The sequence below is a fragment of the Alcaligenes ammonioxydans genome (assembly GCF_019343455.1).
GTDB lineage: Bacteria > Pseudomonadota > Gammaproteobacteria > Burkholderiales > Burkholderiaceae_B > Alcaligenes > Alcaligenes ammonioxydans.
On record NZ_CP049362.1, the window covers coordinates 3,427,249 to 3,450,999 of the forward strand.

A 23,751-nucleotide genomic window follows, 5' to 3' on the forward strand; every position below is an offset into this window, starting at 1 on the left:
ACTTACTTTGAGTTTTTAGGGTGAACAGTTAATAAACAGGCGTCTTTTTCAAGTTTGTATTCAGTGGATGTACCTGCAAGTCCTCGGGCTTCTATATCTGCCAACCAATGCTGAGCGATTTGCTTTTCATCCTCACGGATATAGTCATCCATCAAAAAATCAATCTGGGCATTAGGGAAATGCTCCATCAACAAAGGCCCTGCGGGGTATCGGGCTTGAGGGCCCGTAGCCGCCGGAGGACCGTCCACAATAACTAAAATGCGCTTTCGAGGAACTTGCTTTTGTCTGGCCAGTTTGGCCAAGGTGCTTTGGCAGCTGTAATACGGATAAACTTGGCCGTCCGCAGACTGCCAGTCCTTAAGTGGTGCCAGTGTCAGCTGTACTGCCTGCTCCAACCCTGCTTGTTGGAGATGAGCTAAGGTTTGCTCGTAATACGAATCCAAATGCTCAAAAGACACGAACTGGGTCTGTCGGGTATCACCACGTTCCGCCATCAACGCTAATGTCTTAGCCACAATAACGGTGGACACGCCTGACCCAAACTCAATGACCAGGTCGTAGGGTTTAAGCACCAATTGCCGCATCAAACATAATGCAAAGTCTGCAGAGATTGGCCAACTGTGGGCCTCACTGTTAAATGCAGGTAGCACTCCAGTGACAAAATACTCTTGCATCCCAACAAAGGACTGGAGCTGACGTACAGCATTAGCACTATTCTTCTTCACTGCTATTTCAAGATGGCGACGAATACGGAGCAGCTCTTCGGATTGCTTTTTAAACAATTCCTCTTGTATCCCTGGAACTGCCGCTTCACGAGCGGCCAAGGACTGCACTTGGGCACTCAAACGCTCTAGCAGATCTGTTTCACGCGCAGTCTGCGCCGACAATGATTGCTGTAACTCCAGTTGGCGTGCCTCCAGTGCGGCTTTACTCTTTTCCAAGCTCAGTTGCTCTTTAGCTTGCTGCAACAACTCTCCCTGACGCTGTGCAGCCAAAGCTATGTACTCATCACGAACTTGAAAAGCTTGACTCAATTGAGCCTGCAAAGACTTATGGTCTGTTCGCTCCACATTGATTTGCTGCCTTGCCTCATCTCGTTCCTGCGTTATTGCCTGAACTTGAGATTGCAACGCGTGCACTTCATCCAAGCGCTGGGCAGCAAGCACAACCAATCCATCACGGGCCTGCCTTAACTCCTGCACTTGCAAAAGCAAAGAGTCCTTTTCTTCCTGAGTGTCTCGCAGTTGCACCCGAAATTCCTCACACTCTGCAACTGATTCCTCTAACTGCACCAGCAGGGACTCAACCTCCTCCAAACGTTGCTCTGCAATTGCAAGTGACTCATCATGAGCGATACGCAAAATTTGAAGCTGCGACAAGGCTTCCTCTTTCTCGCGGTGGTGCATCTGCAGCTCGCCCTTAAGCTGCTCACATTGCTGGGCCATATCCGCCAAGCCACCTTGCACAGTGACACATTGTTCAAACCATTGCCCTGCTTGTGCCTCTTTGTCCTCCAGAGCTTGCCTGATCCGTTTCAGATCAGCTTGCAAACCCACGCACTCACGTTGCGTCTGTAACTGCAACTGTTCTTCTTGCTCCAGCTCACGCTTCAAATCCGCTACTTGTTTGAGTGCAGCCTGCGTATTGCCCTGCTCCTGACGCATGAACTGTCGCTGCTGATCTTCTTGCTGGCCTCGCTCTTGAAGGGTTTTCTGATGATCCTGCTGTAACTGCTGGATCTGTGCTCGCAATGCTTCAACTACTACAAGTTGCTCTTGTTTTTCTTGATTCAGACGCTGCACCTCATCGCGCACGCTAGACAGCTGTATTCCTTGCTGTTTAAGCCTACTGACCATCGCGTTGCGTGATTCAGCCAACTCCGCCCACTGACGCTGCACCGCCGCATGCTGCGCCTCAACCTCAGATACAGAGCGGACTTGATCCAAACGAAACTCTTTCGCCTGCTTCAGCAAACGATCACGCTGACGCGCCTCAGAGTCAGTAAAAGACACATCCTCGGGTAAGAGCGCCAAGAGTGCTTCTGCCTCAAGCAAATCACCAGACTCATGCAATCGGAACGCCAACCATTTTTGACGAAACCCACGTGGCTCCAACGCAAAGGCCCGGCGCGCCATCGTCGCAACCAAGGTTGGTTCAACCGTCATATAAGTCCGGGCTACAGCTGTCCACGCACTGGCTTGCACACTTTTTGAAACTGAAGCCTGATCCAGCAAGGATTCGACTTGAGAGTCCCCCCCTTGCTGATACGCCTGAATAACTTTGTCGAAAGATTTCCCACCCAGTGCAGCAGGAGGCTGGGTGCGACGACTTTGACGCCAAGCCTGACGCAAACGCCCCGGCACCGAGATCAACGAGCCTGTAGACTGCACACCCTCAATCAAAATGTCGCCAAGCTGTTTAGCTAAAGCATATTGAGTCTTTAAGTCATGTAGCTGGGTTTGCACCTTAAGCAGGCACTCCAAGCGAACACTTTCCGCCTGAATTTCGATAAGCCGCACATCCACAGGTGCCACATTAATGACTGTCGGCTTCAAATCACGCCCAGCTGCTTGGGGGTGATCATACAAACGCCCTAACTCTTCCTGCACAACTTGCAGTTGATCAAACAACAGCCGGTTCTCCTCTTCCAAACATTGCACATGCGTGGATACCGGTTTCTCATGACCTAATTCAGAAGGCACAACAGGTGAAATAGACATTTAGATGGGCTTCCTATCTTTCTTATTAATCCACATGGTCCAGGACAATGCTCTTGAGCAGCTTCAAAATCCCGGCCAGGATCAGCGCCAACAGCAAGGTCACCAAGGTGTTGTACAGACGGCGTGGTTCCATCGGATACTCAGGCAAGGTGGCGGACTGCAGCACAGACACTTTCTCCAACATGCGAGTGGCGTCAATCCTGCCTTTCTCCAAAGCAGTCAAAGACGACTTGTAGAGCTCTTGCGTGAACTGCACATTCATCTCCAAGCGGTAGAACTCTTCTACGTACTTATTCAAGGTGCCACCCGATGGCGTCGCCAATTTGAGTTTCTCCGCTTTGATTTGCGCATCTACAGCCTTTAAAGACTGCTTGAGCATCTGGATGTTGGGATGGTCGCGATCCAGACTTTTGGGTAAGGAGGCCAACTGGGTCTGCAACTGCGCGCGCTGCCCTTCTAACGTCGCGATAATGGCGTTGATACTTTCCGCGGTCGCCTGGGGCGACAACAAGCCAGCCTTGTTTTGGTAGTTCAGCAGCTCCTGGCTGGCTTTCTGAAACCGTTCCTGAGCCTGATCAACCTGCGTGACCAGAAAATTGACTTGTACCTGGGCCATCTCATGGCCCAGCTCGTTCATATAACGTTCGCCTTCCTGGACCAACAGCTCGGTGATGGCCTGTGCCATCGCAGGCTCATAGGCCTGGACCTGAATGCGCAGCACGCCCGAAAACTCGTCGAACTCGACCTTCACTCGTGATAAATAATGGCGATGGAACCATTCCATCGACGCATCCTGGAACCACATGCGGGAAATCACGTCGTGCTCCGACGAACTGTAGTGAGTCCGTAAATCCAGCGACTCATCCAGCTTCTTCAACATATCCACGGAAAGCAGATAGTCGCGCAGCAGCAGCTGATTAGCCCGGTCCGCAGATGCAACCCCCGATACCAGCATGCCCAGGTCAAAAGAAGGTGAGCCAACCGAGTCCGTCTTACGTATGATGACGTTCGCTTCGGAAACGTAGCGGTCCGAGGCAAAGAACAGCCAATAAGCCGTCGTCAGAACAGCCAGGATCAAAATCAGGCGTACCGCATGATCGAAAAGCCGCAACGAAAACCAGGCGCGCACACGCGCTATAAGCGAAGGTTTCTTAAGCGCCTCCTTGTCGGAAGAAGCACCAGGAGACTGCAGCGGAACGTGGGGTGTATCTGTCATTTTGGAAGTGAATCCTTGTAGGCGTTAAGCGCATCATCGATCTGGTCGAACCAGTGCGCTTTTCCCTTATGCAGCCAGACACCAGCCTGGCAAAACTGTCTTAACGTATTGTTGTCGTGCGCGACCATAATCAGGCCGGCGCGGTTGGTCATGGTTTTAAAAGCATCTGCGGCTTTCTTGCGAAATGCCGCATCGCCTGCGGCGGTAACTTCGTCGGAAATGTACACATCAAAATTGAAGGCGAAAGACAAGGCAAATTGCAGCCTTGAGCGCATGCCCGACGAGTAGGTATAGACTGGCTCCTCAAATGCCTGTCCCAGTTCCGAGAAGTCTTTGATAAACGCCAGGCGGTCTGCCAGATCATCTTGATGACCATGAACACGGCATACGAACTTGGCGTTCTGGCGCCCGGTCAACGTACCTTCCAAGCCGCCATTGCCCATCGGCCAGGACACACGACACAACCGCTCTACAGAGCCTTTGTTCGGGTGGTCTACCCCCCCAATGAGCCGAAGCAGGGTTGATTTACCCGCTCCATTAGACCCAATGAGCCCCACATTGACCTTGGGTGGAATAGTTAGATTCACACCTTCCAGGACCCATTTGCCGACACCGTGGGCCGTTTTGTAGCGTTTGTAAACGTCATTGACGATGATCATTTCATCACCAACTGCTGGGAGAAACGTCGGTACAGCAGCAAGCCCAAAAACAAACTGGTGATACCCCACGCATACAGATACGCCATGCTTACCCCAGGCACCATATGGTAGTAACTTGAAAAGCCATGCCGCACAAACTCCAGGCCATGCACTAAAGGATTAAGAAGCAACCAATCCCGATAGGGCTGAGGCACAGCAGAAACTGGCATGATGACACCCGAAAGCAGATACAAGGGCATCATCAGAATCTTCAGAATATGCTCGGTTTCACGAACCAAGGCCATCAAGACCGAAGCGACCAGTCCGTAGCCCACGCCAAACAGCCATAAACCAAACATGGCGATAAAAACCCGCAAAGGGTCATCAGGTCGAACGTCATGCCCCAGCAAGGCCACCCCCGTCAGAATGACAGCCGCGACCAGGACCATCAAAAATGCTTCTAATGATCCACGTGCAATAGCCGTATCAAACGGGTGAACTTGCCGATACGCGAACAAGGGCCTGTTGCTATCTGCCGCATACATCACCTGCATCGCCGTACGGCGAAACATAAAAAACGCCAGCATCCCCACCACAATCCAGACGGTGACATCAATACCGCCCACGGTACGCAGGCGAATCACCGTAAAGATGAAGGTGATGAAACTGATATGCAGCACCGGTTCCATCAACAACCAGAACCAGGCAGCCCGCATATCAAACAGTCGATCCAAGGATTCGCGCAACAGCAGCGCCCGCCACACCGCCCAGGTGACGGCCATGGGACTGCGCACCTGATTATTCATATCCACCCCTGTTAGAGACGTTGGTTTGCGTCATCGTGCGCATCACTTCATCATGTTGTTCAAGGTCGTGCTAGGCACCGCCACCGACACCACCAGGCGCAAGAATTTCTGGAACTCTGCTGCTGGCGAGTTGGATACGTAGATCACGTCCTTGTCCTGAACCGGGAAGTTCTGGGTGACAAAAAACGAGGCGGGATCGCGCAGATCAATTTCGTACACCACGGGTACCACGCCTTTCTTGTCCAGCAAGGTCGACTCGGTCGCCCCCTCCACCAGCGCGGCGTCCTCAAAGCGGAAAACAAACACACCGCGAGCGTCAGCCCGCGAGGTGTCCAGACCGCCGGAACGGGCCAGCGCCTGCACCAGAGAAATGCCCTGTGCTTCAAAGGGTATTTCTTCGTTCTTGCCGGTTGCGCCCAGAATAGAGAAGCTCTGGTTCTGGTAGAGCGCCGTGATCACATCGCCCGGTTTGAGCATGATGTTCTGGTTCGGATTGCGGATGATGGTATCCAGCGCCATCGTCGCTGTGTTTTGCTCACGCGAGAGCTGAATGGCAATGCGGTTGACCGCCTGCTTGACCCCACCGCCTGCCGCCAGCGCGTCCAGCAAACGTTCGCCTTTGGGCGTCAAGGGCATCAGAATGCTTTGATTGACCTCGCCAACCACGGTCACGTTGGAAGTATTGTTCTGAATCACCCGCACCAGTACTTGAGGGTTGTTGGCCTTGCCTTGCAAACGCTTGGTAATGCTCTCTTCAATCTGTTGGGTGTTGCGGCCCTGAACCGGAATGCGGCCCGCAAACGGCATGCTGATCATGCCATCGGGCGTCACCATCTGCTCAGGAAAGGCAACGGCGTTGGTCGTTGCTGCGGTCGCCTTGGGGTCCAGGGAAATACTGCCAAACAACATGGCAGGCGGCGCCTCCCAAACGGACACTTCCAGAACGTCGCCGGGGCCGATCAGATAGTGGTTTGAACCGCTGCTGGGGAATTGCGCCGCAAAGTCGCCCATGCGTTTTTTTGCGGCCAGCTTCTTGGTCAAGGAGTCGGTGACATTGACCAGGGTGATGCCCTCAATCCGACCTTCGCGACGTTCCTGTACCTGCTGGCGGCTGGGGCCGTCGGCGGGCATCCAGTCGGGCATCGTGGCGCATCCGGCCAGTACCGAAACCAAGGCGCTGGCCATGAAGGGACGTCCCAGTGCTGCCATCTTGCTAACTGCTGTGTGTAGTAATTGAGCCATGCTTATTTCTTCATGAGCGTGTGAACGGTCTCACACGCCAGATCTATGTCATCGCGGCTATGCGTGGAGGACAGGAAAAAGCGCAGCCGTGCCGCTTTTTCTTCCACCGCCGGATGAATAATGGGTTGCACATTCATGCCGGCATCAAACAACTGACCGGACAGTTTGACTGCTTTAAGAGAACTGCCTGTGATCGCGGGAATGACGGCATAGCCTTGGGCAAAGCCGGTATTGATTCCCATCGAACGCATCAAATTCAGAAACTGCTTACCACGCTCTTGCAGGGCATGCACACGCTCGGGTTCCCGGCGCATGATCTGCAAGGCTTGGAGCGAGGCAGCCGCCAGCACAGGAGAAATACCCACGCTGTACACAAAGCCGGAGGCGGCATATTTGAGCAATTCCACCAGCGCACGGTCACCTGCGATATAACCGCCGCAACTTGCCAAGGTCTTGCTCAAGGTCCCCATCCAGATGTCCACGTCACCGCCGGCCACATCAAAGTGCTCGTGCGAACCACGACCGGTTTTGCCCAGCACGCCCAATGCGTGAGCCTCATCGACCATCAAGAACGCTTTATAGCGCCGTTTTATGTCAGTAAATGCAGGCAGGTCGGGGATGTCGCCATCCATGCTGTACAAGCCTTCGATCACAATCAGCACGCGTTCGAACTGCCCCCGAATCTCGGCCAGAATGCGCTCCAGCGCAGCGCTGTCGTTATGGGGAAAGGAACGGCGAGCGGCACCCGATAGCTGGATGCCTTGCAAAATACTGTTGTGAATCAGGCTATCGTGGATGACCAGATCCTTGGGGCCAAACAAGTAACCAATGGTGCTGACGTTGGTGGCGTGTCCGCTGACAAATACAACGCAGTCCTCCACCTCGTAGTTACGGGCCAGTTCTTCTTCCAGTTCACGCTGCACACGACGCTCGCCCGCCACCAAACGGCTGGCCGAGGCAGAGGTGCCGTACTGGTCCATGGCGGCTTTGGCCGCCGCATTCACTTCCGGGTGTGCGGACAGACCCAGATAGTTGTAATTGGCAAAGTTCAGATAATCGCGCCCGTTGATACGGGTACGTGCCGCGGCCGCGCCGTCATGGCTGCGAAAAAAGGGATTACGCACCCCCATGCGATCCGCCATGGCCTTGGGCACCAGCATTTTCTCGTAGCCAGGGTGCCGGTCAAAGCGGGTAAAGGCATCCGGAATGGCGCTGGCCACCGTGCGATCGGCCATACGGCCATCACTGGCCGCCTGCCCCGTCTTACGTCCCAAAATGCGCTGTATCAATTGTGCTTTGCTGCCTGGCGCCAGATCGTTCTTACTCATTGATCAGTGATGTTCCTTTTTCTGCCAAGCGCTGTACGTCCTGCGCCAGACCTTGCAAATCCGCCTCGGACATCTCGTCTCCATGCTGACGTACGACACCGGCGACCAAATGCCCTGTTTCCTGTTCGGCTACATCCCCGTCCACGGCGATCAGCTTGTCCACAATGCGGGTGGCCACGTTCCAAACGGTCGGCGAGTCGTTCAGCACCATGGCGGGCAACTGCACACCAAACCGTTGCTCCAGACCCAAGGCCAGCTCCACGGCCATCAGGGAGTCCATGCCCAGGTCATGCAAGGAACGCTGTGTTTCGATGCGGTCCACTTCCGTGCGCAAGATGCTGGCCACTTCCTGCGCCACCCACTCGGCCACCAGGGCGTGGATCTGCTCGGGCGTCTTGCCCTGCATCAGCGCCTGAATATCCTGGCCTTCACTGCCCGCCTCATGATCCTTGAGGGCACGGTTCAGAATGGCAAAGCGTTCGCTCTGCGCGCAGGCCAGCAAGCGGGACAGGGCACTCCAGTCGAAGTTGGCGACGATGGACACATCGCCATTGCAGGCCAGCACACGATCCAGCTGATCCAGTGCCTGCTCGGACGGCAAGGGTGCCTTGCCCAATCGTTTGCTCAAGCTGTCTTTGACGGTTTCATTGCGAGTCAAATAACCGGCATCACCAATCGGCCCCCAAGCAATGCACGAGGCGGCCAGACCCAGACGCTGACGCAAGCGCGTCAGCCCTTCCAGGCCCGCGTTGGCCGCCACGTAGTTCGCCTGCCCCGGATTACCGATAGCCGTTGTCACCGAGGAATACAGCACGAAATGCGACAGGGCCAGATCCCGAGTGGCCTGGTGCAGATTCCAGGCACCGACCAACTTGGTTTGCAGCACCTTGTCCAGACTGTCCTGATCCATATTGGCGATCAGGCGATCATCAAACACGGCAGCAGCATGCAACACTCCGGTCAGCGGGCGATCGCCCGCCTGAATGTGTGCCACCACGGCCTGTACGGCAGCGTAATCGGTGACATCACAGGCCACGATGTGTACATGACAGCCTTGTGCGCGCAGTTGCTCTTGCAATTCAGGCGCTCCGGGCGTATCCGCACCACGGCGTCCGGCCAGCACCACCGAGCGCAGGCCACGCTTAACCAGCCACTGAGCCGATGCCAGACCAAAGCCCGACAAGCCGCCCGTAATCAGCCAGGTTCCCTGTGCGGACAAGTCCACGGAAGCGGCCACTGGCTCAACTGGCAACGTGGGTTGCGCATCCTTTAAGCCGACCACCAGCTTCCCAATATGACGGGCCTGCTGCATGGCGCGGAATGCGTCGACCACATGATCGGCACCGAAACGGCGATACGGCAGCGGGAACAGTGCGCCATCATGAAACAGGTCCATGACTTCTTTGAACAGGCGTCCTGCCAAAGCGGGACGCCCCGTCAACAATTGGTCGGCATCAATACCGAAATAACTGATATTGCTCTTGAAGGGACGCAGGCCAATCGGTGTGTTCTCGAAGAAATCACGTTTGCCCAGCTCCAGGAAACGGCCAAATGGGCTCAGCACATCGAGGCTGCGACGCATGGCTTCACCGGCCAGCGAGTTCAGCACCACATCCACCCCTGTCCCACCGGTGGCATCCATCACATCCTGTGCAAAGCTCAGGCTGCGCGAATCAAATACATGGTCGGCGCCCAGCAGGGCGGCAAATACCCGTTTTTCGTCCGTGCCGGCCGTGGCATAAATTTCTGCCCCCAGGTGTCGGGCCAACTGAATAGCCGCAATCCCCACCCCACCTGCAGCGCCGTGAATCAGCACTTTTTCACCAGGCTGAATATGAGCCAGATGCGTCAGCGCGTAATACACCGTGAAGAACACGGTAGGAACGGTGGCCGCCGCCTCAAAACTCCAGCCTTCGGGCATGGGGGCGATTGCGTCAGCTCGCGTCACGACATGGCTGGCAAAGCAGGAGGACCCAAAGCCCATCACTGGCTGGCCCACGGTCAAGTGCGTGACACCGGCGCCCAGACGAGTGACGACCCCCGAAAACTCCAGGCCCAGGCTGGCACCGGCAAAACCGTTTTCTACGGCTTCGTCTGGCAACAGCCCCATCAGGTACATCACATCGCGAAAGTTCAGGCCGGCAGCCATGGTCCGGACTTCAACCTGGTCCGCAGCCAGTTCGGGCTCTTGCACCGCCTGCCACTCCAGGTTGCGCAATTGTCCTGGCACCTGGAAGTCCAGCTTGAAGCGGGTATTCTGGCTCAACGGTGCCGTCGTTTTCTGAGTGGACTCTACCAAGACCAAGGTATGACGCGCGTCTTGCGACAAGACAATTTCTGTGGCCCTATCCGGCCACAACAACTCTCGCTCCAGACGCGCCGCAACATCGCCGGCACTCACATCACCGGCCAGATCAATCAATGTAGAGGACAAGGCTGGCAGCTCGTTCATGACGACGCGGGCAAAGCCCCACAGGGCCGACTGGGCGGGGTTCACCACCCAATCCAGCTTTTGTGCCGTTGCAGGCAAGGCTCCGCCTTGTGTCACCAGGAACAAGCGGCTGGCGCCAGCACGGGCGGACAGGCGCTGGGTCAAGTTCAATAGCGTGGCGCTGTTCTGGCTCACGGCGTCAAGCGTATCGCCCCATCCCAGCATAGACACCACGTTGAGGGCGCCTTCCCCCATCAGCGCAGCATCCTCCAGCGGCCATGCCTGAGCGCTGACGCTTTGCCCTGTGGCTTGCAGGCGCGCCTGTAAAGACTGGGCCTGACGCTGGGAATGCCTATCAAATATGAGCAGCCAATTGCCAGCGGCCACGGTCTCCTGGTCCTGTTGGGCCTGGGTGCCCGCTGCACTGGCCACAAGCAGATAAGCGCCTTCGTTAAAGTCCTGAGCGGCTGGCTCCGGGGCGATCAGCGCCTGCTCAAAACCGGCCTCATCCAAGGCCTTGCGCCAACCCGCTGGTGATAGCAAGGAGGAAGATGGCGTATCGCTGCTGACATGCCACCAGCTCGGGTCCAGGCCGGACAGGAAATCCGCATGCCAATCGGGATGACATTCCGCCAGCAATAACACACCACCCGCACAGAGCCATTGCTGGCTACGCACCAACGCCGAGGACACCTGCACGGTGCGATGCAAACTGTGACGCAAGATCACCACATCAAACGGCGTGGTGTCGCTGCGCTCCAGCTGCCACTCCTGCAGGTCAAAACCGATAACCTGCACATTGGCCAGATCATGATGCTGGGTGGCCTGACGCGCCTGCAAATCAGCGTCCGGTAAAGCCAGCACATATTCAAATCGATCTTCAGGCAGACACGCCGCCAGGGTTCTGGGCAAATCGCTGGGCCCCACCGCGACTTCCAGCACACGCAGTCGCTGGGACACAGGCAGGTTCATCGCCAGCGCATGCAACTGGTTCTGCAACGCCAGACGTACCCCACGATACATGGGGTCATCGTCATACAGCACTTCCAGCACCGGGGATCGACGCAGGGACGCCAACAGGGCCTCACCTGCAATCTCTCCACGCAGCAAAGCGGGGAGTTCACGGCCCACTAACCCGATCTGAGCAAGCAAGGGCAGACTGTCCGGCGAATCCTGCAAAATGCTGCGCCACAAGTCCTGGGCTGCAGGCATGTCAGCCTGCTCCACCACACACCCGTCCTGAGCTTCTTGCAGCAGACCCTCTGCACGCAGCAGCGCTGTCATCCAGCGGCCATAGGGACTGTTCACGACCTCGTCGCTTCGCTCAGCGGCCTGGGTCTGCAGGAAGGCTTCATACACAAAAGACAGGCTCAAGGCATCGAGCAAGGGCAGGGTTTGCTGAAACCAGTCCTGACGCACCTGCTGCTGATCCGCCAGCGCGGCCCAACCACCTTGGACCAGCTGGTCGGGCGAGAGCGTAACGGCGGCTCGCTCATCACGCGGATGAGGACGCAGGTAAGGAGTGATCTGCCAGGTAGAGACGGCCTGACGATCCTGCCGCAAGAAATAGGCAGCACGGAAGCGGCAGGCCTGGGCGCTGGCCAACAAACGGCCATCGGCACCATAGAGTTCAAAATCCGCCAGTACGGAGCGGGCGCTGCTACGGCGTAGGTGAGCACGGAAATGCGTCACCTGCCCGTCGGTGGACAGCGTAAATCGTCCTACCTTCACGGGTAACAGGGCCACGCCTTGACCAGCCTCGATATCCCGTGCAAAGAAATCCACTAAGGACTGGTAGCACACGTCCATCAAGGCCGGGTGCAGCAAATAGCCGCCCTGCTCCAGGCTGACAGGCAGGGCCAGCTCTGCATTCAGGTAAGCGCCTTGAACCCGGGAGGCTTTCAGGCCCTGGAAAGCCGGGCCGTAATCCAGACCCAGGGAATGCGCCAGACGATAGTGGCGTGCCTGGTCAATCTGCAGTTCAGCCGAATCCAGAGGGGATAGCTGAGCCAAGGGCATGCGCTCATCCGAGGCCAGAATACGACCGCTGGCATGCACAACCCACTCATCCTGGCTCAGGCGTTGGCGGCTCTTGATATGGAAGCTGCCATCGCGCGGGCTCAATACAAAACGCAGGCTGCGGGCATGTTCTCCGTCAAAGACCAGGGGAGCCAGAATATCCAGTTCATCGACCAGAATCAGTGTCTCTCCCAGCCATTCACGGGCGGCGGCCAACGCCATTTCCAGGTACGCGGCACCGGGGAACACCATCGCCCCGCCCACTTTGTGGTCGGCCAGCCAAGGCAAGATCACCGGATCAAGTACGTTTTCCCAGCTGATGTCACTGTCGGGCAAGCGCCAGCCCAGCAAGTCATGCACACGACGACGCTCCATGGAGCGCATCCCCTCTGCGCTGGCTTTGTACCAGTGGCGTTCGCGCTGCCATGGATACAGTGGCAGGCTCACCGCTTTACCGGGCACCGGAAAGCGGCCCTTCAACTTGGAGGGCAACAAGGCCAATGTGCGCAGTGCGGTTTCAGCCAGACGCTGCGGACCATCATCCTGCTTGCGCAGAGAGGACAGCACCACACCCTGAACCTCGCTTTGACTCAAGGTGTCACGAATATAGCGTTGCAAAATGGCATGCGGGCCAATTTCCAGGAAAACACGACACCCCTGTCTGGCGAGACACGCAATGGCTTGCTCAAACTGCACCGGCTCACGAATATTACGCCACCAGTAGTCCACGCCCAGCTCTTGCGCCGGCAGTTCCTGACCAGTCACGGTAGACACAAAACGGGCCTGGGGTGCCTGCTGACCAGGCTGCAAATCGCCCAGATTCTGTTGCAGGTGCGGCAACAAGCCATCCATATAAGGACTGTGAAACGCGTAATCCAGATCCAGCAGGCGAAAGAAAACGCTTTGGCCTTCCAGCGCAGCTTGGATACGTTGCAATCCATGCAGGCTGCCCGACAAGGTAATGTTGGACGGGCTGTTCACCCCTGCCACGTTCACCCCCAGGTCTGAGCCCAGGCCATCGAGCAAAGTGTTTACCGCATCCAATGACAGGCCAATGACGGCCATCCGACCTTGCCCCCGGGTCAGCCCTTGAGCCTGACTACGAGCACAAATCACACGTATGGCTTGGTCCAGGTCCAGGGCGCCGGCGGCCCAGGCGGCCGCAATTTCGCCCACGCTGTGACCGGTCACCGCATCGGGCCGGATACCATCCTCGCGCAGCATGCGCGTCACAATGACCTGAATGGCAAACAGCAAAGGCTGGGCAACCGTGGTGTCGTCCATGCGGGAGGCCGCGGCGTCAGCCTGCAGTTGCTCCAGCAAGGAAAAACCGGCCAGAGGCCGCATCATCGTATCCAGCTCGGACAATAAGGCAGCAAAGCGGGGAGACTGGCGCAACAGGCTCAGGCCCATCCCCAACCACTGTGCGCCGTTACCGGCATACACAAAGGCCAACTGGCCTTCTTTATCCAGAGAATCTACCGTATACAGACCTTGCGGGTCCTGGCCTTGAGCGAAGGCTCGCAATTGCGCCACGCCCTCCTGAACCGTTTCAGGATGAATAATCAGGCCACGCGCCAAAGTTTGGCGACGATGTGCCGCAGCGTAACTAACGTCGTAAAAATCTTCGCCAGTCTTGCCGTCGAGCAAATCCGCGTAATTGCCCGCCTGCGCACGTAGTGCGGCTTCCGTTTTTGCGGACAGGACCAATGGTGGCAGACCCAGCTCGGGTTGTTGTGCCCCGACAGGGGCCTGCGCCACAGGAGCCTGCAGCAAGACATGCGCATTCGCCCCACCAAAGCCAAAAGAATTCAGGCCAGCGACCAAAGGCTTGCCGTCGGCACGCTGCAAGGCACGACCCTGAACAAGCAACTCCAGATTCAGGCCGTCAAAATCAATCGCGGGATTGGGCGTATGTAAGTGCAAGGCAGGCGGCAGTGCCTTATGCTGCAGGGCCAGCACCGTCTTGACCAGCCCGGCCATGCCGGAGGCGGACTCCATATGCCCCAGATTCGCCTTGACCGAACCGATGGGCAGGCGCTCTTTACGCGCTTTGCCATACACCGCGCTGATCGCCCGGGTTTCAATCGGGTCACCCACGGCCGTACCAGTTCCGTGGGCCTCCACAAAGTCCACGTCCCCCGCAGCCAGCCCACTGCGCTCCAGCACGGAACGCATCAATTCGATTTGTCCTTGGCAACTGGGAATCGTGATGCCCGTCTTGCGGGCACCGTCTGCATTCACTCCCGTGGCCAAAATGACCGCCTGCACCTGATCCCCGTCAGCTAATGCCTGCTCCAAGGGTTTGAGCATCAACACCGCACCGCCTTCGGAGCGCACGTAGCCATTGCCTGATTCATCAAATACCTTGCAGCGGCCATCGGCCGACAACATCGAGGCCTTGGTAAAACCGACAAAAGGATAAGGATGCAACAACAGATTGACGCCACCGACCAACGCGGTCGAAGCCTCGCCACTGCGCAGACTGGCGCATGCCTGATGCAAAGCGACCAGCGAGGACGAGCAGGCGGTATCGACCGCCATGGACGGTCCGTGCAAATCGTAGATATAGGACAGACGATTGGCCGCAATACTCATGGTATTGCCGGTCATCATATGGGAGGTCAGGCTGGCCAGATCGTCCAGCCCCCGCATGCCGTAATCCAGCCCGGAAATGCCGACATAGACGGCGCAGTCACTGCCGGCCAGCGTCGAAGGCAGGACGCCGGCGTTTTCCATGGCTTCCCAGGACAACTCCAGCAACAGGCGCTGCTGAGGGTCCAGCCACGCGGCCTCACGTGGAGAGATGCCAAAAAAATCTGCGTCGAACTCGTCGATGCGCGAGAGCACCCCTGCCGAAAAGGTGATGCTGCGGCCTGGCTCGGCGCGCTTGTCATGCTGCAGCTCGGCCGTTGCCCAGCGATCGGCCGGAATTTGCGTGACCAGATCGCGCTTTTCAATTAGGGCATTCCAGAACTGATCGGGTTGCGACAAGTCACCCGGAAAGCGAAACGCCATACCAATAATGGCGATTGCACCAGACGAAACATTGCTTTTATTAATATCCGTACCGGATGCTTCAAACTTCTGAGCACCCTTGCCTGTATTTTGAGACACGCACCCTACCCTTTCGATCTTTACTGACTTGCCCTGTCACCCCGGAGCACGGAATAGTCATATTTGATAAAACGCTATTTTGGACAACGACCTTTAACTCCGTCGCGTCTCACGCAGCACACCAGTAAACAATGGCGAAACTTACAGCTAGTTACTACGAATTACAAATTTTAATTACATGGAAAAAATATTTATTCCATATAATTTCAAAATATCTGTTTTCGATTTTTATTTAAGCAATAGTGCAAAAAACAAATATAAAAACTCAATCCAAAACAATATTGAATTTTTATTTATTTTCTTGCCATCAAACACCGGCGTTTGAAAAATAACAAAGCCTTGGAAGCATTTACCAAGGCAGTCGCGTCAAGCCACCAGGGAAAATATCAAATTCTTTTTATTTCGCAGCCACACTACGCAAAATAAAAAACTTAATTTAATATTCGGCAAAAACCTTTTTCGACCGAAAAAGCGCCACGTTCCAGACGGTCGCCGCCAGCACTTCAAAAAGATTTTCAGTTGCGAATGTTACCATTACGCAGTTGTTCTAATCTATAAAGAATTGAAATGAAGCAGGGGTGCTCTGTAACAATCCGATGCTGCACCAGAGGCGCCATACAGTCATGTGAACAACTATTAGGTGGCTCATAGACTCGGCCTCGGTGTGACTGTAGAACAACGGCTCAGACCAGATAAAACCAACCAGTCGTATCCAATGTACTCATTTTTGATACAAACTCGACCGCCTCGTGACGGGTGCAATACCTTTACCATGGCCGCGCAACAAGGATTGCGGGCTTGCGCCTGACAATATGTGACCAAAGCAGTGTTTTCCCTTAGCCTGTACAAAAACGCCCGAATCAGGGCGTTTTTTTTCGGGGTTATCCCTCATCTATAGGCTGGTTCGCCTAGGCGCTATACGAATTGTCTTATGGCGCGCCTGTCGCACGCCGTTACATTGAGATGGCTACATCTAATAATTAATCCACTCTGGAGACATCTCATGGGTACGAACGCGACCACCGCACCCGTCGACGAACGATTACCGAATGGCAGGCTGGCTGCATTGGGCCTGCAGCACGTTTTGGTAATGTACGCCGGTGCCGTCGCGGTTCCACTAATTGTGGGCCGGGCTTTAAATCTGTCGTCTGAAGAAGTATCTATCCTGATCGCCGCAGACCTGTTTGTCTGCGGCATCGTATCCATCATTCAATCGATGGGTTTTACGCAGTACTTTGGCATCAAGCTGCCTGTCATGATGGGCGTTACCTTCGCTGCCGTGGGTCCCATGGTGTCCATGGCCCAGTCCAACCCCGGTCATGAGGGCGCTCAAATGCTGTTTGGCACCGTCATCGGGGCCGGGATCATCACCATGATCATTGCCCCTGCCGTGAGCCGGATGCTGCGTTTTTTCCCGCCGGTGGTCACTGGCACGATTATTGCCATGATCGGCATTACGCTGATGCGTGTGGGCATCAACTGGATTTTCGGCAATCCTGTCGGCCCGACTGCGCCCAGCGTCATCAACCCCGACCATCTGGCCTGGATACAGCACGCCCAATCCGCTGCCGCCATGCCCGGCTCCGCCCTGCCACCGCCCCCGGAAGGACTGGCCTTGAAAGCCACCGTTCCCAACCCCCGTTACGCCAACCTGACAGGTCTGGGCATTGCGGCCATCGTACTGACATCGATTCTGTTGATTGCCAAATTCGCAAAAGGCTTTCTGGCTAACGTGGCTGTCTTGCTGGGTATTGTCATTGGCGCGGTTGTGGCCTCGGCCATGGGCATCATGACTTACGAAAAAGTGGCCAACGCGGCCTGGGTTGATCTGGTTCTGCCGTTTCACTTTGGCATGCCCAAGTTCAACATTTTGCACATTGCGACCATGACCCTGGTCATGATTGTGGTGCTGATTGAATCGACCGGCATGTTCCTGGCGCTGAGCGACATGACGGGCAAGAAGGTGGATCAGAAGGATCTGGCGCGTGGTCTGCGTACCGATGGTCTGGGCACCTTGCTGGGCGGTATCTTCAATACCTTCCCCTACTCCAGCTTCTCGCAGAACGTGGGTCTGGTCGCCGTAACGGGTGTGCGCAGTCGCTTTGTGTGCGTGGCAGGCGGCGTGATTCTGATTATTCTGGGCCTGCTGCCCAAGATGGCCGCCTTGGTGGAATCCTTGCCTACCGTGGTTCTGGGCGGTGCCGGCATTGTGATGTTCGGTATGGTCACCGCCACCGGCATCCGTATTCTGTCCGGCGTGGACTACAAGACCAACCGCAACAACTCCATGATTGTCGCCATCTCGATTGGCGTGGGCATGATCCCGCTGGTGGCGCCCAATTACATGCAGTGGATGCCCCACGCCATCCATCCGCTGATCGAATCGGGTATTTTGCTGACCTCGATGGCCGCCGTTTTACTAAACCTGTTCTTTAATGGCGCCAAAGAAGACACCCACGCAGCGGTAGAAGCCGCCAAACACGCCGAAGCGTAGTTAACGCCCGGCATGATTGAAAACCGGCCTGTTTGTTGTCATGATGAAAAACAGGCCGGTTTGATCGACACAGGTGCCCTGGGTCTGGGGGCCACCGCTCAAGGCCAAACGGGCCATACGGCGAACAGCGCTTGTCTCAGGAAGCAAAACGCCGCGCCCCCGCCACACACAAGGCGGCCCCCATCGTGACCCAGATCATGCTGGCATTGACGGCCTCGCCCAGCAGGACCGCAGCCAATGCCAAGCCCATAAAAGGTTGCAGCAACTGCAACTGTCCGACTGCCGCGATGCCCCCCCTGCGCCAGTCCTCGATACCAGAACACAAAGCCCAAAAACATACTGAAGACCGACACGTAGCCAAACCCCAGCCAGGCCGAGAGGGTGACCGTGTCAAAGCTGGCGGGCCAGAACCAGATCATCATGAGGAACATCAAGGGCAAGGACAGCACCAACGCCCAGCAAATTACTTGCCAGCCTCCCAGGCGGCGCGACAGACGCCCACCTTCGGCGTAGCCCATGCCACAGACCACCACCGCTGCCAGCATATACAGATCGCCTTGCCAGGCCGCTTCCAGCCCTTGCTGCGCGGCATAGCTCATCACCAGCAGGCAGCCCAAAACAGAGCATAACCAGAACACGGGTTTATGCCGTTCACCGGCCAAGACCACCCCAAAAAGCGCAGTGCACAAAGGCAACAAGGCGACATACACAATAGAATGCGCCGAAGTGATGTACTGCAGGGCCAGCGCGGTCAACAAGGGGAATCCCAGCACGACACCAAAACCGACCACGGCCAGGGACAACAGATCCGATCGCTGTGGCCGTGCCACGCGCCCCAGCAGCAACCAGACGCTGGCCAGCAACGCAGCCACGACGGCTCGCGCACCCGTCAGGAAAAATGGGTCCATACCCAGCACAGCGACCCGTGTAGCCGGTAAAGAACCAGCAAAAATCGCTACCCCCATAAAACCATTCAGCCAGCTGACCGCCTTGCTATCCATCGCTTTTTCTCCCCCAAAGAAGCTTGTCAGTACAACACAGCTATGCCAGGATACCCAGGCACAGTCCAGTACAGTTTTAAAAAACTGTATTGGCCTTTATCCCCATACACCGTGCCTAACCCTGCCTCATGCCTGCCTTGACCCGTATCGACCACCTCATGCAATCCGTGCGTGAACGCATCGCCGCACGGACCTATCCGCCGGGCACACGCCTGCCTTCTGTGCGGGCACACGCCCGTTCATCCGGCGTCTCGGTCTCTACGATTGTGGAGGCGTACGGCCGGCTGGCGGCAGAAGGGCTGATCGAAGCCCGGCCCGGCTCCGGCTTTTATGTGACGGCCCCTTTGGCCCCCCTGAGCCTGACGGCCCTGGAACCTGCACTGGACAGGGATATAGACCCTTTGTGGATCTCTCGTCAGTCTCTGGAGGCCGACGACGATGCACTCATGCCCGGCTGTGGCTGGCTGCCCTCGGACTGGATGTATGAACAAGGCGTGCGGCGGGGGCTGCGCAAAGCAGCACGCAGTGCCAGCCAGGACCTGACGGACTATGGCTCACCCCTCGGTCTGGAGCCTCTGCGACAACGACTGGCCCGCCGTCTTGTGCAATCTGATATTGAAGTTGGGCCGCATCAAATCATGCTGACCGATTCAGGCACTCAGGCTATTGACCTGATTTGCCGATTTCTTCTGGAAGCAGGCGATACCGTGCTGGTGGACGACCCTTGCTACTTCAATTTTCACGCTTTGCTACGGGCGCACAGGGCCAACGTCGTCAGTGTGCCCTACACCCACCAGGGGCTGGATCTGACCGCTTTTGAAGCGGCACTTCAACAGCACAAGCCCCGCCTCTACATCAGTAATTCGGGGATCCACAACCCGACCGGAGCACGGCTTTCGGCCGCTACAGCGCACAGTGTTCTGGCAATGGCGCAGCGTGCCGACCTCTACATTATCGAGGACGACATTTTCGGCGATCTGGAAACGCGCCCGACAACCCGTCTGGCGGCACTGGATGGCTTGTCCCGCGTCGTGCAAATAGGCAGTTTTTCCAAAACCCTGTCGGCGTCGCTGCGTTGCGGCTACATCGCCGCACAGGCGCCCTGGATAGAAAGTCTGGTGGATTTGCGCACGGCAACCAGTTTCAGCAGCAACCGCCTGGCTTCGCATATTCTGAACAGTGCGCTGGGCGACAGCGGCTATCGTAAACATCTTGAGCACATTCGATACCGGCTGTCCAAGGCCATGGACGTGACCCTGACGCGCCTGGAGCAGCTCGGCCTCAGTCCGTGGCTACGCCCGCGCGAAGGCATGTTTCTCTGGGCCCGTCTGCCCGAAGGCCACGACGCCCTGAGTCTGGCTCGCGCCTGCCTGCCCCATGGCGTGATCCTGGCTCCTGGCCCCGTGTTCAGTCAAGCAGCGGATGCCGCTCAGTTCTTGCGCTTTAATGTTGCCCAATGCAGCGACACGCGTATTTTTACGGTGCTCAAGAACGCGCTTGATCAAGCGCGACCCGATTAAGCCCTTGAACAGTGTTCGCCCTCTTGCCACGGAAACGGGCAATGATGCTCTGCCGGGGGTGGGGGATTACAATCTGTTCTGTTGGGCGGCCCATGCGGACCGCCGCCACCGATCCCATTCCCATGTCCCCCAAAGACTTACGCGATTTATTCCTGCTGGCCGCCATCTGGGGCGGCTCATTTTTATTTACCCTGCAGGCGGTTCCCGACTTTGGCCCTTTCCCGCTGACCGCCGTGCGCGTCGGTGTCAGCGCCCTGGCCCTGATGAGCTATATCACCGCCACGGGCCGCCTGCTAGTGTTCCTGGCGAACTGGAAGCCCATTTTTGCGCTCGGAGTCCTCAATGCCGCCGCGCCTTTTTCCCTGTATGCCTTTGCGGCATTGCGACTGGAATCGGGCCTGCTGGCGGTCCTCAATGCCATGGCACCCCTGTTTGGCGCACTGGTTGCCCGGGTCTGGCTCAAAGAACGCCTGACGCCCAGCCGCATTCTGGGCCTGTGCGTCGGCTTTTTAGGCATTCTGATTCTGGTGTACGACAAGCTCAGCTTTAACAAAGGGGCCGAAGGCTGGGCTGTCCTGGCGTCTTTGCTGGCCACCGTGTTTTACGGCATTGCCGCCAACTTCACCGCGCGCTATCTGCGCGGAGTCCAACCCCAAGCGGTCGCGGCTGGCAGCATGGTCAGCGCCACCCTGGTTTTGCTGCCCGCCGCCATATACTGGTGGCCGGCTCAAACACCAGGCGTGCCCGCCTGGGGCGCGGCGCTGTCCCTATCCCTGTTATGTACCGCCGTTGCCTACCTGATTTTCTATCGTCTGCTCGCCAACGTCGGCCCCTCCAAAACCATCACAGTCACATTTCTGGTGCCACCTTTCGGAGTGCTCTGGGGCGCCTTGCTGCTGGACGAAGCGCTGACCGCGCAAATGTTGATCGGCATGAGCACGGTCTTGTTGGGTACATTGCTGGCCACCGGTCTGATTGGCAGACGCAAGGCGGTCTAAGTCAGCCCCCACCGCCTTGCCCCACTCGTCAACTAGTTGAATGCATGTTTGACGCTGGCTGTCTGTCCTGATCGCACCCGTACCGTGCTGCTAAACGGCGGCAGGCCGGCATTTTTAATCAGGATGCGGTGTGTGCCGGCCGGCAAGGACAAGGACTTCAACGGCGGGCTGACTCCCTGCTTGCGTCCATTGACATAGATCTCGCCCCACGGCCGCACATCCAGCACGACGGTACCTTTGGCCGTGGGCGCCGCTTGCGTCGGTGCAACGGCTTCAGGCTTGGCAGTATCCGCAGGGGTCGGCTCAACCCGCGGTAGACGGCTCGGCTCATCGGACGCTTGCTCTGGCTGGGCTGGCTGCGATGGCAGGGCATCCAACCCAGCCGACATGTCTGATACCTGTACCGCCTCGGCAGCCGGCTCGACAGCCTGAACCCGTGCCTGCCCGGCTAACACGCTGGCTTGAGCCGACATGGGCGCCAACGATGGAATGGCATCGGTCGTAACGGGTTGCACCGCCTGAAGCGCGACTGGTCCGCCTTCCTGCCCCTGCCCGGACACGGCAACGGATAACCCTGGCGGGGAAGACGGCTCACTCTCGCTCGAGGTGTTCGGGAGCGCCGCGACTGGCTCTGAAACGGCCTGTACGGACCCCTCTGCCGTCGGCAAACCCCGCAGATCCGCCTGGCCCTCCTGCCCTTTGGGAGCCGCCCCTCTGGAAGGGGTTTCGGCCATCAAGGCCTGGCCGCTCTCTGTGGTGGCAACAAGCGATCCTGACTCCTCACTGCCTGTGCTCCAGTACCCTACTGCCAGCCCTACCACCAGCAGCAAGGCCAAGCCGCCCAGCCAACGCCAGCCAAAGGCGCGGCGTTCGGTTCGTATGGGCAACACGGGCCGCGCCAGCGCTGTCTGCTCAGAGACAGAGTCAGACACCTGTCCTAACCTTTCCAGTCGTCGATACGACAGCATGGATTGCGGGCGCTGAACCCAGTCCAATGCCAAGCCCTGCAACATGGCCTGGGTGGGGCCATCCGCCTCCTCATCCATCCCCACCGGGTCCCTTAGCTGTCGCCAGGGTGCGGCCGTCAAGGGCGCGCCCGTCGTCAAGTGCCAGCGCAACGCGGCATAGCCGTAGACATCTGTCCACGGCCCAGCAGGCCGGGTCGGGTCGTCCACATACTGTTCAGGGGCCGCACAAGGCTCATCAAACGCCATGCCATAAGCACGGGCCTGAGTCAGGTTACGCTTGTGCAGGACCTGCGCCAGCGCTTGTAACTGAACCAGGCCCTCGTCGGTCAATATCACCGTATCCAAACCTAACGCGCCATACCATTCCTGCCGCTCATGCAATTGGGCCAGTTGCAAGGCCAAATGCTCCAGAATAAGCAGCCGCTGGTCCAGCGACAAAGAATCCAGAACCTGCCCCAAAGGACGGCCCTGTCCATCATGGGCAGAAGTCGTTCGTTTCATGAAAGTTCTCACCAGGATTGAGAGAGACGGCCATCAAGATCGGCCGCTGTAACTGAGGTAAACAAGCGTCGAAACAGGGCAAGGCTCAACTCACCACGATGGGTCACGCTACGCCAGTTGGGGTTGTTCATCCCCAAACACCACCAGTAGCTGCGTTGAGAGCCGGGTTCCAGGCAAGGCTGTAACACCGCCCATGGGTCTTGCGGCACAGCTCCCCCACGCGTGCCATACAACACATCCAGAATGTCCTGACCTGCCTCGCGTTGTTCCAGCCGGGCGGCAGCACTGTCAGCCAACAAGCCAGCAACCGGCAGCGCACGGCACAAGGTCTGGTCTACCTGCGTCGCGGCCCAGCAAAACCGCACCCCTTGCTGCAAGACCAGCCCCAGTTGCTCAACCAGACTGGCAAGAACAGGCAGACGAACGCGCTGACATTGCTCCAGATCCAAGGCCACCAGGGCACAGACCAGATACTCCCGTCCAACCCGGTCCTGACTGGGCATGACCGCGCCCGCCTGCACCCCGCCCTGAGGCAAGGACCTGACAAACCCCCAGACCGGAACGGCGGAGCCCGCTAGATTGACACCAGCCGGCTTAGTGAATGGACGAATCTGACTGACCCCACTACTGAACCAGCGCTCCCACGGCAGCAGAATCGAGTCGGGCATGCGTCTGCGCACGAAATCGCCCATTGCTGGAATCTTGCCGTACCACATGACGGCAAGGTTCGCGTCCAACTCATCGTTGAGCAT

The 23,751-nt window shown here is 57.3% G+C and carries 12 protein-coding genes and 1 pseudogene; 3 read left to right on the plus strand and 10 right to left on the minus strand.

The window, feature by feature from the left end:
- Positions 1-2: 2 nt before the first annotated feature.
- The 7 genes from FE795_RS15670 to FE795_RS15700 are packed head-to-tail and all read right to left on the minus strand — an operon-like array spanning position 3 to position 15,517.
- Positions 3-2,720 (minus strand): coiled-coil domain-containing protein, encoded by a 2,718-nt coding sequence (locus FE795_RS15670; RefSeq protein ID WP_219235271.1) that lies wholly within the window; start codon positions 2,718-2,720, stop codon positions 3-5.
- A gap of 25 nt (positions 2,721-2,745) precedes the next feature.
- Positions 2,746-3,936, minus strand: a complete 1,191-nt coding sequence (locus tag FE795_RS15675; RefSeq protein ID WP_219235274.1) for a chain-length determining protein — start codon at positions 3,934-3,936, stop codon at positions 2,746-2,748.
- Positions 3,933-4,595, minus strand: a complete 663-nt coding sequence (locus FE795_RS15680) for an ABC transporter ATP-binding protein (RefSeq protein ID WP_219235276.1) — start codon at positions 4,593-4,595, stop codon at positions 3,933-3,935. Before FE795_RS15680 ends, FE795_RS15675 begins: the two co-directional genes overlap by 4 nt.
- A complete protein-coding gene (locus tag FE795_RS15685) occupies positions 4,592-5,380 on the minus strand; it encodes an ABC transporter permease (RefSeq protein WP_219235278.1) in 789 nt (262 codons plus the stop codon). Before FE795_RS15685 ends, FE795_RS15680 begins: the two co-directional genes overlap by 4 nt.
- A 42-nt stretch (positions 5,381-5,422) precedes the next feature.
- The gene (locus FE795_RS15690; RefSeq protein ID WP_230406220.1) at positions 5,423-6,622 is read right to left on the minus strand and encodes a polysaccharide biosynthesis/export family protein; all 1,200 of its coding nucleotides are present in this window, start codon (positions 6,620-6,622) and stop codon (positions 5,423-5,425) included.
- A 2-nt stretch (positions 6,623-6,624) separates the two neighbouring features.
- Positions 6,625-7,950, minus strand: a complete 1,326-nt coding sequence (locus tag FE795_RS15695) for an aminotransferase class I/II-fold pyridoxal phosphate-dependent enzyme (RefSeq protein WP_219235279.1) — start codon at positions 7,948-7,950, stop codon at positions 6,625-6,627.
- Positions 7,943-15,517 carry a type I polyketide synthase gene (locus FE795_RS15700; RefSeq protein ID WP_230406221.1) on the minus strand — a complete coding sequence of 2,525 codons (7,575 nt, stop codon included), beginning with the start codon at positions 15,515-15,517 and terminating at the stop codon, positions 7,943-7,945. Before FE795_RS15700 ends, FE795_RS15695 begins: the two co-directional genes overlap by 8 nt.
- 1,003 nt (positions 15,518-16,520) lie before the next feature.
- Here FE795_RS15700 and FE795_RS15705 point away from each other — a divergent pair.
- Positions 16,521-18,011: a nucleobase:cation symporter-2 family protein gene (locus tag FE795_RS15705; protein WP_003805495.1), complete on the plus strand. Its 1,491-nt coding sequence runs from the start codon at positions 16,521-16,523 to the stop codon at positions 18,009-18,011.
- A 136-nt stretch (positions 18,012-18,147) separates the two neighbouring features.
- Here FE795_RS15705 and FE795_RS15710 read toward each other — a convergent pair.
- Positions 18,148-19,012, minus strand: a pseudogene (locus FE795_RS15710) (DMT family transporter).
- A gap of 128 nt (positions 19,013-19,140) precedes the next feature.
- On the opposite strand from FE795_RS15710, the gene FE795_RS15715 reads away from it, so the two are divergent.
- Positions 19,141-20,532: an aminotransferase-like domain-containing protein gene (locus tag FE795_RS15715; RefSeq protein WP_219235281.1), complete on the plus strand. Its 1,392-nt coding sequence runs from the start codon at positions 19,141-19,143 to the stop codon at positions 20,530-20,532.
- Between the two features lie 92 nt (positions 20,533-20,624).
- Positions 20,625-21,530 carry a DMT family transporter gene (locus FE795_RS15720; protein ID WP_230406222.1) on the plus strand — a complete coding sequence of 302 codons (906 nt, stop codon included), beginning with the start codon at positions 20,625-20,627 and terminating at the stop codon, positions 21,528-21,530.
- A 32-nt stretch (positions 21,531-21,562) separates the two neighbouring features.
- Here FE795_RS15720 and FE795_RS15725 read toward each other — a convergent pair whose 3' ends face one another.
- Positions 21,563-22,999, minus strand: a complete 1,437-nt coding sequence (locus tag FE795_RS15725; protein ID WP_219235283.1) for a PEGA domain-containing protein — start codon at positions 22,997-22,999, stop codon at positions 21,563-21,565.
- Positions 23,000-23,007: 8 nt separating this feature from the next.
- A complete protein-coding gene (gene tagF / locus FE795_RS15730; RefSeq protein ID WP_219235285.1) occupies positions 23,008-23,751 on the minus strand; it encodes a type VI secretion system-associated protein TagF in 744 nt (247 codons plus the stop codon).

Bases quoted from the DNA above. Each gene is read 5' to 3' on its own strand.
- FE795_RS15670 (WP_219235271.1), bottom strand. From the start codon at position 2,720: ATGTCTATTTCACCTGTTGTGCCTTCTGAATTAGGTCATGAGAAACCG.
- FE795_RS15675 (WP_219235274.1), bottom strand. From the start codon at position 3,936: ATGACAGATACACCCCACGTTCCGCTGCAGTCTCCTGGTGCTTCTTCC.
- FE795_RS15680 (WP_219235276.1), bottom strand. From the start codon at position 4,595: ATGATCATCGTCAATGACGTTTACAAACGCTACAAAACGGCCCACGGT.
- FE795_RS15685 (WP_219235278.1), bottom strand. From the start codon at position 5,380: ATGAATAATCAGGTGCGCAGTCCCATGGCCGTCACCTGGGCGGTGTGG.
- FE795_RS15690 (WP_230406220.1), bottom strand. From the start codon at position 6,622: ATGGCTCAATTACTACACACAGCAGTTAGCAAGATGGCAGCACTGGGA.
- FE795_RS15695 (WP_219235279.1), bottom strand. From the start codon at position 7,950: ATGAGTAAGAACGATCTGGCGCCAGGCAGCAAAGCACAATTGATACAG.
- FE795_RS15705 (WP_003805495.1), top strand. From the start codon at position 16,521: ATGGGTACGAACGCGACCACCGCACCCGTCGACGAACGATTACCGAAT.
- FE795_RS15715 (WP_219235281.1), top strand. From the start codon at position 19,141: ATGCCTGCCTTGACCCGTATCGACCACCTCATGCAATCCGTGCGTGAA.
- FE795_RS15720 (WP_230406222.1), top strand. From the start codon at position 20,625: ATGCGGACCGCCGCCACCGATCCCATTCCCATGTCCCCCAAAGACTTA.
- FE795_RS15725 (WP_219235283.1), bottom strand. From the start codon at position 22,999: ATGAAACGAACGACTTCTGCCCATGATGGACAGGGCCGTCCTTTGGGG.
- tagF (WP_219235285.1), bottom strand. From the start codon at position 23,751: ATGCTCAACGATGAGTTGGACGCGAACCTTGCCGTCATGTGGTACGGC.